This is a genomic window from Paraglaciecola sp. T6c (assembly GCF_000014225.1).
GTDB classification, from domain to species: domain Bacteria; phylum Pseudomonadota; class Gammaproteobacteria; order Enterobacterales; family Alteromonadaceae; genus Paraglaciecola; species Paraglaciecola atlantica_A.
The window spans coordinates 4,042,590-4,058,884 of sequence record NC_008228.1 but is presented as its reverse complement, the minus strand read 5'-3'; the positions used below and the strand labels follow the sequence as shown (position 1 = coordinate 4,058,884).

Genomic DNA, 16,295 nt, shown 5'->3' with positions numbered 1-16,295 from the left:
AGGGTTTATCATGAGAAGAGCGGTTATCACCGGGCTAGGCATTGTTTCTAGTATTGGTAACAACAAAACTGAAGTCACGAAATCTCTTAGAGAAGGGCGTTCTGGCATCACTTATTCTGAACAATTTGCCGAAAATGGCATGCGCAGTCATGTTTGGGGCAAAGTTGATATCAACTTAGCTGACCACATTGACCGTAAAACATTGCGTTTTATGGGGGATGCCGCAGGTTACGCCTATATTGCGATGCAGCAAGCTGTTGAAGATTCAGGTTTGACCCCAGAGATGGTATCAAACGTACGAACGGGCATTATTGCGGGATCTGGCGGTGCGTCTTCTCAACATCAAGTGGAAGCGGTAGACATATTGCGCGAAAAAGGCTTACGCCGCGTAGGGCCATACATGGTAACGCGATGCATGGGCAGCACCGTCTCCGCCTGCTTAGCTACTCCCTTTAAAATTAAAGGCGTTAACTATTCGATTAGTTCAGCATGCTCCACCAGTGCCCACTGTATTGGTAACGCCCTAGAGCAAATTCAGTTAGGCAAGCAAGATATTATTTTTGCTGGTGGCGGTGAAGAGCTGCACTGGACGCTATCAATGGAATTTGACGCCATGGGCGCACTTTCTACTAAATACAACGATGAGCCAAGCAAGGCGTCACGTACCTATGATGCCAACCGTGATGGTTTCGTTGGTGCTGGTGGCGGCGGTATGGTTGTAGTTGAAGAGCTAGAGCATGCACTGGCACGCGGGGCTAAAATATACGGCGAAATCGTGGGTTACGGCGCGACATCAGACGGCGCCGATATGGTAGCACCATCAGGCGAGGGTGCTATTCGTTGCATGCAGCAAGCGATGAACGGTATTGATGAGCCAATTGATTATATTAATACTCATGGTACCTCTACCCCAGTGGGCGATGTCAAAGAGCTATGGGCTATCGGTGAAGTGTTCGGCGATAAAGTACCACCACTGAGCGCTACAAAAGCGATGACCGGCCATGCACTGGGTGCCGCTGGCGTTAACGAAGCGATTTACAGCTTGTTGATGATGGAAAACGATTTTATTGCGCCTTCTATCAACATCGAAACATTAGATGAAGCGGCGAACGGGATGGATGTAGTGACTCAAACCCGTGACGCTAAACTAAATACGGTGATGTCAAACAGCTTCGGCTTTGGCGGTACAAACTGTACTTTGGTGATGCAGCGCTACAAAGGCTAGTAGTTCAGCGCATCAATCATGAAAAGGCCCGCTATTTAGCGGGCTTTTTTATAAGTGAATTTTTTTGCTCAACGTGTCCTAAGTGTGTGCATATTTTTACTGCCACGGTGAATGGAATTGCTATAACGGTTTTTTTGGCAGGCTGAGCATATTGATGTTATGTAAGGTTTGTAATGTTGGTGTTAGCAGCATTTTAGCTGTGCATTAATAGTCGGAAAATTAGCCTCGTTAGTGAAAAAGGTGATTGCAGTTTCTCGCGGTAACTGTTTTGCTATTAGGCACTTTACCCTGAGTCTATTATTCTAAGATTCCAGTCACCACATTTTATCTGCATCAAATTATTTCTTTGGAGTATATATGGATCGCCGCGCAGCTACGTCTGTCATCTTTGCTGGGTTTTTCTTTCTTGGCATGGTGTTTATTTTATGGGGAGTATTGTTGCCAGACTTGGCTGAGAGTCTGGCGATGAGTGAGGTGATAAGTGGTGCCTTTTTTACCTTAATCTCTATCGGTATGATCCTCGGTGCTATCTTGGGTGGTAAATACGCGCAGAAGTTTGATTTTATGTCACTCTTTGCCGTATTGCTTGTGTGCGTTTTGGTACTACTGCTTGCTATCTCATTTGTGCAGCATTGGTTCTGGTTGTTAGTAGGAGCGCTAGTGCTGGGCATGTTTGCTTCGAGTCTATTTACCATAGGTCATACAGTTATTGCTCGCTTACATGCTCATAAGCGCTCAGCGATGATGGGCTTTATGGACTTCATGTTTAGCCTAGGCACATTGGCCGCACCATTTTATGTCTCTGGCTTGTACTTAATAGAACACGATTGGCGCTGGCCGCTACGTATTCTAGCTGCCGGTTTACTTTTGTTAGCCGGATATACCTGGCGCGTAGCACATCAAGGCAAAAAACTGGTGGCGCCTGAAGAGGCTAAAAAGAATCGCAAAAGCCTGTCTTATGGCGACATTATTCGTCGCCCCGTCTTTATATTTCTAGCCCTTGCTGCATTTGGCTATGGCATGGTGGAGTTTGGTAACGCTAATTGGTTTGTAAGTTACGCACAGAATGGCCATGGCTTTAGCGGTGAGCAATCACGTTTAGTGTTCGCTTTTTTTACCGCGGGTATGGTGGTGAGCCGCCTTGTATTTGCGCTGTTACTAAAGTGGTTAACCTCACACAGATTGATGCTGATTTTGGCGACTATCATGGTCGCTGGCTGCTTTATGATCAAGCTCGCGGTTGACCCTGTAGTGATGTCGTGGGGGAATTTCATGTTGGGATTAGGTTTAGGCGGCTTATTCCCGCTTATGCTGTCGGCTGCAATGGATGTGGACAGCGATAAAGGGCCAATTATTTCAGGTTTATGCGTTATTGGCTCCTCTATTGGCGTACAGGTAGCATCTTTCAGTACAGGCTTGTGGGCACATTTCGCCCCTTTAACCACCGCCTTTTGGGTTATCCCTATCGGTGGTGCTTGGCTATGGTGTATGGCGTGGGCTTATAGCCGTTTCATAAAAAGACATATCGCATCAAGCAAGGTTGATGTTAATTAATCGCGGGGCTTAATGAGCCTCAAGCGCAGCGTAAATTCTGCTACACTGCGCTTTTTTATTATCTGGAATACGCCATGTGGATTTGCCCTGCCTGTCAGTCGCCTTTACTTTTATCTGAACGCACCTATAAATGCGCCGCGGGGCATACTTATGATGTGGCTAAAGAAGGTTACGTTAATTTACTGCTCGCTCATCATAAAAACAGTAAAGAGCCCGGTGACAACAAACAGATGGTCAATGCTAGGCGCTCCTTTTTGGAGCAAGGGTATTACCAACCACTGGCCACTAGAATGGCTGAATTGTTGAGTGAGTATGTTCGCTCACAGCAGCAAAATGACGAAGCCGATGCAAGCTCAAATGTATTCGATGCAGGTTGTGGTGAAGGTTACTATTTACATCGTATTTTAACGATAATGAATGAACAGTCCCAAAGTACTAAAGTCATTGGCGCGGGTTTAGACATTTCAAAAATTGCGGTGCAAAAGGCTGCTAAAAAATACCCTGAGAGCGAATTCTGCGTTGCCAGCAGCTTTGCTATTCCTGTACCCGATGCGAGTCAACAAGGCGTGATCCAAGTATTTGCCCCGAGTAGCGAGCAAGAAATTTTGCGTATTTTGGATGAAGCCGGGATCTGGTTACAAGTGAACCCGGCTCCTGAACACTTAGCTGAGCTAAAAGCTTGTGTATACGCAGCCCCCGCAGAGCACAAAGCGTCGCCGCCCGTGCCACCGGGATTCGAATTGGCGCATGAAGAAACGCTGGTTTTTGATTTTGAGCTAACCCAGCCTGAGATGCGCATGAACTTGCTAATGATGACGCCCTACTATTGGTCTACGTCGGTAGAAAACACGCAGCGGATCAAAGAATTATTAACTCACGTCAGTGCGCATTTCTCATTACGATTGCTGCGTAAAGTTGACTAGCGGGCACAAAAAAGCCTGCAGAAGCAGGCTTTATGATCTTTCGATATTCAATTTAACGTGGCGCGGCGAAACTGCTGAGACGTTTAATTGCTTGGCTGAGCAAGCGTGTATCAGCGTCATCCGGTAACTCTTTAGCAGTTAATAAGTTATACACTTTACTGTTACCGTTACTGGAGACCTCAATGCGCTTGTTATCTTGCATCACAATAACCATACGCTCTTGGGTGGTTACTAACCAGTCACGCCCTGGCTTGCTCAAGTCCCGCCCGGTACTGTAATTTTGCGTAGGGGCGTTACAACCCAACAAATTCAGTATGGTAGGCGCTAAGTCTTCACTGCTGGCAAAGTCAGCGAAAAGCGTGTTAGTGCTATACAGAGCATACTCGCCAGCTTCAGTTGTGTTCACAACTAATACTTGGTAATCCTGCATCACTTGCGAGGTAGCGAGTATGTCACTGAGTTGCTCATTGCTGACAAAGCCTATGGCAAGGTTCGTCTTGGCGGAGGTAACGCCTTGCTCGAAATCAGACCATTGTTGGCTGAATTTCTGTGTTTGTTTACCAGCCTCAAGTTCATTCGCAAAAATACCCACCTGTAATCCTAAAGCGGCAGGTAACTCCAGCAAAATAGGCGTTTTCTTGCTAAGCGCTGAATGATATAGCTCAGGTAGACCAAACAGGTAACTGCGCTGGCTATCGCTTGCTGATGATTGATCAGCGTATAGCGGAATGTGATGGCTTAAGGTTGTTTCAAGCGTGCTCGCCTGCGTGTCCGTATTGACCAATAATAACACTTTCTTCTGTACAGACACCGAGCAATACAAAGGCGACAAAGGATAGTTAATTTGGCTGATCCGATCATCAAATTGCAGCTCAAGACGTTGCTCATAGTTGTCTCTGTCAAGCAGGTCATAACGAGACATCAAGGTTTTCGCTGTGGCTGGGTAAGATAACGGAAATAAATCATCTTGCTGCACAATAGGGTGATACAAGTTCGCGTCAGCCCATATATGCAGAGCATGGCTAGACACAAAACAAACCACAAAAAAACTGCTGATTGGCAAGGCCAATTTACGTTTTTGCAAGCGCGCAACACGCTTCCAAAGCGCATTAGCGATGACTAATTGAGCAGACAACCAGAATATAAAGATGAGAAAGAAAAAAGCCCACCTTTGCCAACCAAACAACGACATACTGGTGTTGGCTTCACTTCTTAGCATTTCAGCGGTAGAAAAGCTCAGATGCACACCGTATTTGTTATACAGCAATGCATCAAACCCGAGCATGGCGAGTGCCACCGCAGCTAAAACAGCGCTTACCACTTTGACCGTTCGCGCGTTAGGTACTAGATAGCACAAGGGTAATATCAGAATGATAAACCCGAAGAAAGTCAGAAACCCTATATGACTGATCCAGTTAGTCAGTAAATAAGTGATCCCCAATGGCGTTTCAGGGGCGGGTGAGCTAAAAATATAGACACTGGCAATCGCGATGGCCAGAATCATATTTGAAAGCGCAAACCAATGGCCCCAAGTAACTAACTGCGTGACTAATTTGCGTCTAGGCGTTTCTGTTAAAATCATGAATTTATCTATTTAGCATTGATACTTTTTAAAAGTACTTGTGTAAACTTATCAGCCATTTCACTTCGCTGACTTTCATTGACCTGTTGCATAAAAATATTAGTGATGACATTACCCAACGCCATCAATGATAAATCTCGACTGGCTTGATGCTTTTCCAGTGCGATGATGATGTCGTGCATAACGTTTTCGAATTGGGTGTCCGAATATTTAGAATTTTGAGGCATGTTTTTTCTCTCAATAGTGATGGCGAGATAGTAACAATGGTCTGCTCAAAATGCGAGTAATGCGCACTGTAGGCAGATAAATAGTCGGCGAAAAGGGCGGTAGTTGTCTAGTTATTCGTCCAACAAAATCCATTTTAGGTTTGTGCTGTAACAGCGTAAACCATTAACAATACTAAAGGAGCCAACGTGAGCGCACTCATTCGTCACTTTGTGGTACATCAATTAGCGATAAATGATCAGCAACAACTGACACTTGTTCCACGCGATAGCTGTTTTTCAGTTACCCCTGAGATTGAAGATCTCGCCCAGCAGATTAATCATGCGTTTAATACAAAGCCAGGTAAAGGGGTGGGTGGGTTCCTTGAGCAAGGCTCAGCGCCTCCCCAAGATGAAGATGGTGAAGAGGTACCGGTGAGTCAGTTCCAAGACAAACTGAATGCGATGCTTGGCGACCCTGAACAGTTCGTCGATTTCAGTATTCAGAGCAGCGAGATGTTGAAAAAGACCATGGCGGACATGGCGAGTATTGAAACGGGGTTTGTGGTGTTCAGCCATTATGAATTTCTGGCTACTGAATATTTAATGATCGCGATATTAAACACCAAGCAGCACGTGGAAATTAATCGTGAATTAGAACTAAGCAGCAGCGATCACTTAGATTTAGCCAAAATGCAACTTGCGGTACGCATTGATATTACTCAGCTTTCAACTACACCGGAGCAGAATCGCTATATCAGCTTTATTAAAGGCAGAATGGGCCGCAAGGTCTCTGACTTCTTCATGCACTTTTTGGGCTGTGAAGAATTGGTCGATATCAAGCAGCAAAATAAGCAATTACTCAGCTCAGTTGATGATTATTTAGCGTCAGAACAAATGGATGCCAGTGAGAAGCAAGCGACCCGTAAAACTGTTTCCGAGTATTACAAAGAAAAACTCGATGCAGGTGAGGATATTCAGTTAAAAGAATTGGCGGATAAACTACCTAAAGAGCCTGAAGGCGAAGACTTCTATCAGTTCGTAGCTAAGAGTGAAACGCCTATTGAAGAAAACTTTCAAGCAGACCGTAGCGCTTTGAAAACCTTGGCAAAATTTAGCGGTCAAGGCGGCGGTATAAGCTTAAGTTTTGAGCGTAATTTGTACGGTGAACGCGTGCATTATGATGCGGGTTCTGACACGCTGATGATCAAGGGCATTCCGCCGAATTTGAAAGATCAGTTGCTCAAGGCTCAAAAGTGACGGTGATATAGCGATTAAAGCGCACCAGTCTGATGATTCAGGCTGGTGTAAACACATGATAAAGTTGCACACCCGCGATATACTGCGCTCGTAATATACAACCATTGCCCCAAAATTATGCTCTCAACAAAGGTATTCAGTCTGTTTTATGCAATTATTCGTTAACGATTTAACCGTTATGGACTTCTCGTATTTGTGCCCCAAGCGCGGCATGGTTGGAGAAAGTTGGATAGTCGATGTCGTATTAGACGGCGATTTGAATGAAGAGAGCATGGTGCTCGATTTCTCTAAGGTTAAAAAGCAGCTCAAGCATTTGATCGATGAATATGTCGACCATAAATTGCTGATCCCCGTTGAACATGAATACAGCCATATATGGCGGGATGAAAAGAACGACAGAGTAAGTGTGGACTTTATGCGCCCAGAAGGTCGCTCTATCCATCTTAATTGCCCCTCTGAGGCGTATGCTTTCGTGTACTCTAAGCATGTAACTATGTCATCGGTTAGCCAATATTTAAAGCAGGTGATCGCAACGCATTTACCTGACAATGTGGCAGGACTAGAGCTAACCCTGCGCGCTGAAGTGATCAATACCCCGTATTACCACTATACCCATGGTCTGAAAAAGCACGACGGTAACTGTCAGCGCATCGCACATGGGCATCGCTCAAAAATTACCATTGTTGAAAACCAACATGAAAGCCTAGAGTGGCAGCAGTATTGGGCCGAGCGCTGGTGCGATATTTATGTAGGCTCTAACGAAGATTTAGTGAGCGCTGATAAGGTGAACTTCGTGAAAAACCAAACGGATTTCACTGAACATTATTTGTTTGGCTACGAATCGTCTCAGGGTTGGTTTGAATTGGCCATTCCCAAGGCTGAAACAGAAATGGTTGATACAGATACCACAGTAGAGTGCCTAGCGCAGTACATTGCTGATGAGCAAAAGCGCTTAGTACCTGAGAGCGAATTTAAAATATTTGCTTTTGAAGGTGTCGGCAAAGGCGCTATCGCTTATGCATAAACTTATTTTTGGGGCGTTTATCAATTTACTGTTTATGGTGGGGGCCCACGCCGAGATACTTGAGCTGCGAGGAGAGCTAACTCAAGGCAGTTTGCTGCGGGGCAGCGTGCCAGTGGGCAGTGAAATTTGGCTTGATGATAAGTCTATTTTAGTGGGCAATGATGGCAAATTTGCTTTTGGTTTTAGCAGAGACGATACGTTGGAGCATCAACTGACATGGCGCGACCCTGAAGGTAAAACACATGAAAAGCGTATCACGTTAACCTCGCGAGAATACGACATTCAGCGTATTGAAGGCCTGCCCAGTAAAATGGTCTCTCCTCCACAGGAGGTGCTAGATAAAATCCGTCAGGATAACGTGCAAGTGGCTGCAGCTCGCGCACGTCGTGATGAGCGCACTGACTTCGCTCAAGATTTTCTATGGCCGGCAGAAGGCCCGATAAGCGGTGTTTACGGTAGCCAGCGGGTACTTAATGGTCAGCCTAAACGCCCTCACTATGGTGTGGATGTCGCAGCGCCTACAGGCACTCCTGTTTATGCGCCAGCTGATGGTGTAGTCACGCTATTTGTCCCTGATATGTATTACTCGGGGGGCACTATGATTATCGATCACGGGCTTGGTGTGTCATCTACGTTCTTGCACTTAAGTAAGGGATTAGCGAAAGCGGGTGATGAAGTGAAGCAAGGTCAATTGGTTGCTGAAATTGGTGCCACAGGGCGGGTGACTGGTGCGCATCTTGACTGGCGAATGAATTGGATGAACGTGCGCATTGATCCCGCGTTACTTGTACCCAAACGATAACTCTTAAGTCTGCCCTTGGGCGCCTATTTTGAATGCCGGCGTTCATGGCCAAGCTAACTCTGCTGCTAATTTTACCAAGCAAACTCTCAAGCTTCAGTCTATTCGAGCGATAACCTAGTTAATCAATCATTTTACTATCTACCGTTTTTCGAACGATATTTATTGGTGAGCTAGGTTTGCAGGAAACTCAATCAGCACAACATAATCAAACGGTCAATAAGGCTGCGCAGGATCTTGAATTCGGCGGGTCGCTTAATCGCGCGTCAAGCCAAGGTGCGAAATTTGCCCTGTTGTTATCGATGCTGCAACAAGACGTATTGGCTCGCCCCCGCATTGGCGCCCCAAACGAAGCTGTCACGCAGCAAGCTTATGGCGTTCAATCTGATTACCCCGAAGCTCCATTGCAAGCAATTGCCCAAGACTGGCCGTTAGCGGATACAACCTCGCAATTACTTCACAGCGATGGTATTCGCAGTGCTCAGCTATGGTTGGCAATGCACCCACAACCTTTATCATTGCACAATGATGCTTTTCATATTGATGAAGACATTTTCGAGAATTGCGATATACATACCCAAAGCCGTTATGCACAACATGTTGCTGGCAGCCAAGACGCCATGGCAGACAATGGTTCGGTTAATGAAATTAAAGTGGATGAGACCGGTATCTTTGATTTACTGGAAGAAATAGGCCTGCAAATGCAGGCCTGAAAAACGCTGAATCAACATAAACGTGCTTATTAAGCTAATGTAGTTTAGCCGTCTTGATTAATCTTCTGGGTGATTTCTTGCAATACTGCTTCGGCTTGCTCGGTGGCAATTTGGCAGGTACCTGCATTTTCATGGCCGCCGCCCCCATGTTTCAAGCACACTTCACCAATATTAGTATTAGACGACTTATTCAGAATGGATTTACCAATAGCGAGCACCACATTCTGTTTCTGAAAGCCCCACATTTTATGAATAGAGATATTGCATTGGGGAAACAAGGCATAAATCATAAAACGATTGGTGGCATAGATGGGATCTTCATCCTTTAAATCTAAAATCACTAAGTTGTCTTTGATTGTCGCGCAGCGTTTAATTTGTTCAATCGCTAGCGGGCGGTGCTCTTGATAGATTTTGATCCTTTCTTGTACGTCGGGAAGCTGAATAATTTCATCCACGCTGAGATCTAAACAGCAATCGATAAGCTTCATCATTAAATTGTAGTTTGAGATAGTAAACTCACGGAACCGGCCTAATCCAGTGCGTGCGTCCATCAAGAAATTCATTAAATCCCATCCCTGTGGGTCGAGGACTTCTTGTTGATTAAAATTGGCTGAATCACCTTTATCTACGGCATCCATTAGCTCGTCAGAGATTTTAGGGAATTTGCTTTTGCCACCATAATAATCGTAAACCACTCGCGCGGCAGAAGGGGCAGATGGGTCGATAACGTGATTATCGTGCGCTTTGTTACGCATGGTTTCACTGTGATGGTGGTCGAAGCACATATGACAGCCTTCGACATAAGGTAAGTTAGTTAGAATATCTTGCGGCCCCACCTCAATTTTTCCATCTTGCATGTCTTTAGGATGAACAAACTTAATGTCGTCAATCATGTTCATGTTTTTAAGCAAAGCTGCACAGACTAAGCCGTCGAAGTCGCTGCGGGTGATAAGTCGAAAAGTACTGTTTGACATAATGCTCTCTTGGTTGTGGATTGGAACTCAAACGTTTTTAGTGCTCTGAATAGGAAAAATCAAGCTAACCTTTATCGCCGAGTGTTAATTGAGTCTAAAACGTAACAAAGTATTATTCAAAAAGTAAATCTCTGATAAGTATTGATATTTAGTCTAAGCACAATATGCTCAGTTATATTTTTGAGTAAAAATAATACCGTATACTACCTAAGGTATAAGACACACAGGAAAAAAATAAATTTTTATTTTTTTCTTCATTAAACTTTTTACCTGTATTTGGCGACTAACTTAATGACAGCGTAGTGAACTGTCGTAGTATCCCTGGGCCGCTTCATGTTTCATGTTGCGGCTTTTTAATGGCCGTCACACCGGCGCGGCGAGGTTAACCCCCTAGACAAGAGCATAAGGATGGCAAAAATAATAACCTTGCCCGTAATCCACACCGAGCTTCTTCAGTGCTTCCATCGTTTTTTTATCTTCAACACATTCAGCGATAACGTCCTGTTTTGCCGCTTTAGCAATATCACAAATAGATTTAACCGCTGTGTAATCAAGAGGGTTTTCCATCATGCATGAAACGAAAGAGCCGTCGATTTTAATTTTTTCGGTGGGAAGTTCCCTTACGTAGGTATAAGAAGTGTGTCCGCTGCCGAAATCATCCAGAGCAAAACTGCACCCAAGTGCCTTGATGTTATCCATAAACAATCTTGCTCGCTTAACATTAGTGATTGCGACCGTTTCCGTTATTTCAAAACATATTTTTGTCGCTGGGATAAGCCCGCTTTTTACTTTAGTCATAATAAACTGCTCTAACTCTCTGTCATTCATTGAGTGACCTGACAGATTAATTGAAATCGTATGGATACTGTCGAGCTGCTTTTTGTTATCGGCGTAATGGGTAAATAAAGCGTTAATCACCCAGCGATCTATCTTGCTGGTAAGGCGGTAACGCTCAGCAATGGGGAAAAAACGTGCAGGGCTGATAATGGTGTCATCTGGGCCCTTCATGCGCAGCAAGACCTCAAAATGCTGATCCTGCTGAGTATGTTGTAGCGGTATAATGTCTTGCCTATATAGGACAAAAAGATCGTTTTTGAGGGCGTTGTTGATTTGATGAACGGATAATATGTCTTGGCGCTTGTTGACGCCCGTTTCATTGCTCACATCATATAAATGCACTGTATTACGCCCAGCATTTTTTGCTATCCCGCAAGCAACGTCAGCTGAATTGAGCAGCTCAGTGGTCGTACTACCATGCACTTTAGGTGCTACGCCGATACTGGCGCTGAGGTGAAAGGTTTCACCTTCCCAGTGATATGTTAAGCCCCGAATATTCTCCTTTATATTATTGGCAATTTGCAATGCATTATCAAACGGACAGTCTTTAATTAAAATTGAAAATTCATCGCCTCCTAAGCGCGCCACTATGTCGTTGCTTCTCACATTGGCTTTTAAAATACGGGCGACCTTAACCAGAATTTCGTCCCCAGCAGCATGACCGCATGTATCATTGATCGTCTTAAAGTAATCTAGGTCTATAAAACACAAAAAGTAGCTAAGCCTTCTGTCGTCCATTATCTCATGGAGATTACGCTCAAACGCCCTTCGGTTTTGTAGCTCGGTGAGAGGGTCGTGAGACGCTTGATGAAACAGCGTCTCGGTTAAATGCTTAAAGTCGTTGCTCAGCTCTAAAATTTCTGTAGGTGCCTTTTTAGAAGCTTCAAAATCATGACCTGAAAGGGCGCGGTGCGATGAATAAATTAGGCCGTTCAGGGGTTTACAGATGCGATTGTTAGCCCACCACCATAGACCGATTATTAGCAGAAAAAAGCCAATGCGCGTCACCCAGCTTACTTCTACCATACGCTGTTTTTCGTTTTCTAACTGTACTGCCTCCAGTTTAATCAGTTCGGCGGTTTTTTGGGTTAAAAACTGAATGTTGCGGGATAGCGTCAAACTCACGGGGTCATATTGATTGAGCAATTTACTCAAGCTCAGTTGTAAATTACTCGGCGGAAGATCTGAAACTATATCCAGTGTACCGATAATATTTTTAACAAAAGATTGAGATTCATATATTTTGGAAGTGAGCTCAGGGAATCGCACATCGGATTGCATTACCTCTAGCTCATCTACGAGGTACTGCCCCATGTTTTTGGCGCCGAATATAAGGTAGGTATTGCCGGAGCCAATCACTAAATCAGATGACACTAAAAACTGGGAGGCGGTGCTTTCAATTCGCTGTAAATCTTTCTCCCAAAGTAGGCTTTTACTATGCTCTTCGGCTAGGGTCTGTACATTGTTAAAACGATAAGCGAGCACCTGCTCTAAAACATATGCACCCAGCAAGCAGGCACAAACAAGTAAAGCCAGGTAACTGCGTATTCTCATTAACTTCCTTAGTCTCGCTGAGTGATATTGTGGATTTCGTGCTGCCAACTAATATCGGTAATCGCCAGCGTTTTTAACGCTGAATGCAAGGTCAGAAGGGCTAAATTAGGGGCAATAGGGAAGGCCGCTTCACCAGCAGCAGACAAGGCGTTTCCATCGTTACTGAGTAGGCTTTTTAAATCAGAAAAGTGCTTTCCTTTCAACGCCTCAGATATACTTGCTACAACGGTGTCGTTGCATTGGGGGCTTCGGCAACGCTGAAAATAAAACCCTTTTATACTTCTATCTAGATTCATTGCCCAAGCAATTTCCACCAGTCCCCATTTCGCCCATTCAGAGCGAGCCTGTAAGAACCCCAGAGGTATTTCGCCGTCGTACACGACGTACAAGGTGTGCTTGGCCACTTCACTTTGATGTATTGTAAATGGCAGTAATTGTTTAAGTTGCTCTCTGTCTTTGTGTGTCACATCGGTGACCACGGAGCGAAATTGATTATCTTCATCGAACAAGGTTTGAATAGCTGAAATTGGGTCTCGTAACGAACAAAAAGCCGCGTAGGCGGTTGGTGCTACTAAGGCTAAAACGAGCAAACCTAAGCGTATGGTGGGGGCGATGAAACGTGGGTATTTGTTCTTCATTATAATCTATACCTTACTTGCAGGCTTAAATTTGGCGCTGTCTCAATTGTAGACGCTGAATGGAGATCGTGTTTAAACTGGGCACTTAAATCGAAGCCATCGTTATTTTGCCATCTTAGACCGAATATCCAATAGCTTGCAAAGTCGTTCCTTCGTTCAACGTCAATATCTTGATAAACCAATTGAAGGTAACTTTTCCAGTGCTCTTGAGGGCTCATCCAGGCAACCTCGGCAAAGCTATGACGTGTGTCATTGTCTTGTGTTTCACCCCAAGATGATTCAAGCATAAACTGCCACTGGTAATAGAAGTACGACACGTCAATACCATATCTTTCTCGCTCTACCAAGCCATCTCTGGTCAGAACGTCACCTTTGAACCACGAAATACCAGTGATCAGGTTACGCTGGCTCGGTGAACCAATTCGACCTGAAATTACATGAGGGTTGCCAGTGCTTTTTATCTCGTTCCCTGAGCCCCGCGTAAAGGCCACTTCATATTCTAGGTAGGGTAAAATGCCATTAAAAGAAATACCCCAATCTGCTTTTATGCCACGATCACTGGCCGTCATTTGTCTCAATGTACCATTGGTGTCTTCGGCATACTCTAAGCCATAGGGTATTTCAAAGTGTCCTAGCCGAACATTGAATTTACCTTGCGCTAACGCGGTGTAGTTAAAATTTGCAATTCGCCAGGTCAGTTCCGTGTCATCTCCATCATCAAACGTAAATGGGGGGCGACCTACATTATTGATTTTTACTAAGTAAGGTTGAAAGGTAAGGGTGCCGATATCGTGAGTGTCATCGCTAAATACTTTGTGAAAATCCACTCCTAGCGCATAGCTTTGTGCATTTTTTTGGGTGTCGGTATTACGATTTACCTGCGCGGAAGCGTCGATTGTCCAGCGGCTGTTTTCTGTTAGCCATTGGCTGTTTAGGGGGACTGCATTTACAGAAAAAGTTGATGAACATGCGCTTAGGGCGATTAACGTTCGTTTCTGCAAGTAAACATTTTTCATGCTATTTAGCTGTCCCTGTTAGATCTTACTTCATCAGTATCGTTGCTTCATACGTGTTTGCTTGCGTAACTTAAAGGTGGCTACATGGGTGTCTTTAGGCATTTTATATCTTTGGGTATCAATCCAAGCCAGTTTAACGGGCGGCAACATGAATGATATTAGACATAAATGTATATTTTTGTGGCATTCGAATATTAAAAAAAGCGTGTTTGATTAAAGCCATGCTGTTTAGTATTGGATTTCATTTGGGATTTCAGCGGGCGCATGGCTAATCATATTCAATGAAGTTGGTTTCATCCGTATTAGCATATGCACATTAGCATCGCATTATTTTTATATTTGTCGTTTATTGTTTTAGCGCGCCATATTGGTATTAACTTTTGCTTGGTGAAAATTTCTGCAACTTTCGTTGTAAGGTTCTTCTGTGCATACCCAGAGCATGGGCAGTCACACTAATATTGCCATTGTGGCTGAGTAAAATGCGCTGTATGTGTTCCCATTCAACTTGAGCAGGCGTCATAGGTTTTGCTTGAGGAGGCTCCTTTGAACCGGGGATTTCTTGGAAGCGCAGGACAAGCTCTTGAAAGCTAATCGGTTTGGTAATGTAGTCAGTTGCACCACGGCGCATGGCCTCCACAGAAGTCGCTATGCTGGCATAGCCAGTAAGCATAATGAGATGGGTAGGATGAAAATGCCGTTTTAATGCCTCGATGCCGTCTAATCCTGAATCGGAGCCGAGCATCATATCGAGTAATATTCCGTGAGTTGGTGAAACAGGTTGCAGTAAGGCTTCGCTAACACTGGTGTGAGTGGTGACGGTAAATAAGCCTGTTTGCAGAAATCGTCGCTTAATGACGGTTAAGAATGCCTCATCATCGTCAATCAGTATTAGGCTACGCATGCGTATAGTCCAAAGGCAAATAAATCGTGGTTATCATGGTGTCGTTTTTGAACTGCCAATTTACTTTCCCTGCAAATTTTTCGAGGGTCGCGTTAGTCAAAACTGCACCAATGCCGTGGCCTTCGTGACTAGGGAAAAACCGCCTGCCCAATGATGCGATAGCCTCCTCTGGCATGGCTCTCCCTTCGTTCTCTATTTGCAAATGCCAACCGCTTTTGCTTATGTTAGTGCTCACCAATACACGCTGGTTATGGCTTTTGAGTGCCGCTTCACATGCATTGATGATGACACTTGTAAGCGCTGGCAGTAGCGTTCGATCTGCCAATATAAACTGCTGCTTATCATTGCGTTGTGACTGCCACTGGATTTCTGCTTCTGGCCTAGATATTTGCATTAGCTGACGTAATGAATCGGTTAATTCATCCAACTTGTATCTATGCATCCGCTGTTCTCTTACATCATCGGCAACCACTCGCCAATTGCGCAACTGTTGTTCGATACGCTGGAATTGTTGCTCTAACGCATGTAACCATCCTGTTGAACGTTGCTGCTCGGCGCCTTCTTCTAATAATAAACGTATAGATTGAGCTGGCGTCGCTACATCGTGTGTTAATTGCGCTGCAGCGGTTCCAATCGCCAGTAGTTGCTCGTCTCGCAGTTGGCGCTCTCGTAGTTTCTGTAAGATACGTTCACGATCCGCAATTTGATAACGGAAGTAACACACTACGATGGCAATAAGTAAACTGGTTAAAACAAAACTTCCAACCATGGCATATGAGTGCTCTTGCATCATGCCTTGATGATGGACGTGTTCGGGTAGCAATAGCACTTGAACAAATTGCGCAATGATACTCAATATTAACAAGCTCCCTGCATGCGCTAAGGGGAGTAACATAAAGGCCAATACTAATGGAACCAGCAGTATCGCGTTGAATGGATTACTTGCGGCACCATTAAGCGCTATTAAGGTATTAATGCTAATGACTTCCAACATCAACAAACACAGCATTAACCAGGGGATTAGGCGTATTTGACGTTTACACGCCATTGCCATCAGTAACAACATTTGCTATTTGCTCTTAACTAAAGCGC

The 16,295-nt window shown here is 44.6% G+C and carries 15 protein-coding genes; 7 read left to right on the top strand and 8 right to left on the bottom strand.

The genetic code is table 11. The annotated features are described in order from the left end of the window. The first annotated feature begins 10 nt into the window (after nt 1–10). From fabB to PATL_RS17325, 3 genes are all read left to right on the top strand, one after another. Nucleotides 11–1,225, top strand: a complete 1,215-nt coding sequence (gene fabB, locus PATL_RS17335) for a beta-ketoacyl-ACP synthase I (RefSeq protein WP_011576118.1) — start codon at nt 11–13, stop codon at nt 1,223–1,225. Between the two features lie 357 nt (nt 1,226–1,582). Continuing rightward, on the top strand, nt 1,583–2,779 hold the full coding sequence (locus tag PATL_RS17330; RefSeq protein ID WP_011576117.1) for an MFS transporter: 1,197 nt from the start codon (nt 1,583–1,585) through the stop codon (nt 2,777–2,779). A 74-nt stretch (nt 2,780–2,853) separates the two neighbouring features. Then, entirely contained in the window at nt 2,854–3,702 is an 849-nt protein-coding gene (locus PATL_RS17325) for a putative RNA methyltransferase (RefSeq protein WP_011576116.1), read from the top strand. A 52-nt stretch (nt 3,703–3,754) separates the two neighbouring features. Here PATL_RS17325 and PATL_RS17320 read toward each other — a convergent pair whose 3' ends face one another. Both PATL_RS17320 and PATL_RS17315 read right to left on the bottom strand, forming a co-directional pair. Next, on the bottom strand, nt 3,755–5,284 hold the full coding sequence (locus PATL_RS17320) for a DUF3413 domain-containing protein (protein WP_011576115.1): 1,530 nt from the start codon (nt 5,282–5,284) through the stop codon (nt 3,755–3,757). An 8-nt stretch (nt 5,285–5,292) separates the two neighbouring features. Beyond that, nucleotides 5,293–5,511, bottom strand: coding sequence for a DUF1414 domain-containing protein (locus PATL_RS17315; RefSeq protein WP_006994434.1), 219 nt, complete (start codon nt 5,509–5,511; stop codon nt 5,293–5,295). Nucleotides 5,512–5,697: 186 nt separating this feature from the next. On the opposite strand from PATL_RS17315, the gene yejK reads away from it, so the two are divergent. The 4 genes from yejK (at nt 5,698) to PATL_RS17295 (ending at nt 9,283) form a co-directional block, all read left to right on the top strand. Beyond that, nucleotides 5,698–6,747 carry a nucleoid-associated protein YejK gene (gene yejK / locus PATL_RS17310; RefSeq protein WP_011576114.1) on the top strand — a complete coding sequence of 350 codons (1,050 nt, stop codon included), beginning with the start codon at nt 5,698–5,700 and terminating at the stop codon, nt 6,745–6,747. A 148-nt stretch (nt 6,748–6,895) separates the two neighbouring features. Further along, nucleotides 6,896–7,771, top strand: coding sequence for a 6-carboxytetrahydropterin synthase (locus PATL_RS17305; protein ID WP_011576113.1), 876 nt, complete (start codon nt 6,896–6,898; stop codon nt 7,769–7,771). Then, complete coding sequence (locus tag PATL_RS17300) at nt 7,764–8,573, top strand: M23 family metallopeptidase (RefSeq protein WP_011576112.1); 810 nt, start codon at nt 7,764–7,766, stop codon at nt 8,571–8,573. Before PATL_RS17305 ends, PATL_RS17300 begins: the two co-directional genes overlap by 8 nt. Nucleotides 8,574–8,749: 176 nt before the next feature. Further along, on the top strand, nt 8,750–9,283 hold the full coding sequence (locus PATL_RS17295) for a VC2046/SO_2500 family protein (RefSeq protein WP_011576111.1): 534 nt from the start codon (nt 8,750–8,752) through the stop codon (nt 9,281–9,283). 44 nt (nt 9,284–9,327) lie between these two features. Here the strand turns inward: PATL_RS17295 and PATL_RS17290 are convergent, their stop codons facing one another. From PATL_RS17290 to PATL_RS17265, 6 genes are all read right to left on the bottom strand, one after another. Beyond that, nucleotides 9,328–10,257, bottom strand: coding sequence for an exopolyphosphatase (locus PATL_RS17290; RefSeq protein ID WP_011576110.1), 930 nt, complete (start codon nt 10,255–10,257; stop codon nt 9,328–9,330). 390 nt (nt 10,258–10,647) lie between these two features. Next, on the bottom strand, nt 10,648–12,648 hold the full coding sequence (locus PATL_RS17285) for a putative bifunctional diguanylate cyclase/phosphodiesterase (RefSeq protein ID WP_011576109.1): 2,001 nt from the start codon (nt 12,646–12,648) through the stop codon (nt 10,648–10,650). 8 nt (nt 12,649–12,656) lie between these two features. Continuing rightward, on the bottom strand, nt 12,657–13,286 hold the full coding sequence (locus tag PATL_RS17280) for a hypothetical protein (RefSeq protein WP_011576108.1): 630 nt from the start codon (nt 13,284–13,286) through the stop codon (nt 12,657–12,659). Further along, entirely contained in the window at nt 13,286–14,302 is a 1,017-nt protein-coding gene (locus tag PATL_RS17275; protein WP_011576107.1) for a hypothetical protein, read from the bottom strand. The genes PATL_RS17280 and PATL_RS17275 overlap by 1 nt, the downstream gene beginning before the upstream one ends. 373 nt (nt 14,303–14,675) lie before the next feature. Continuing rightward, the gene (locus PATL_RS17270) at nt 14,676–15,203 is read right to left on the bottom strand and encodes a response regulator transcription factor (RefSeq protein ID WP_011576106.1); all 528 of its coding nucleotides are present in this window, start codon (nt 15,201–15,203) and stop codon (nt 14,676–14,678) included. Further along, the gene (locus tag PATL_RS17265) at nt 15,196–16,269 is read right to left on the bottom strand and encodes a sensor histidine kinase (protein WP_011576105.1); all 1,074 of its coding nucleotides are present in this window, start codon (nt 16,267–16,269) and stop codon (nt 15,196–15,198) included. The genes PATL_RS17270 and PATL_RS17265 overlap by 8 nt, the downstream gene beginning before the upstream one ends. Nucleotides 16,270–16,295 lie beyond the last annotated feature (26 nt).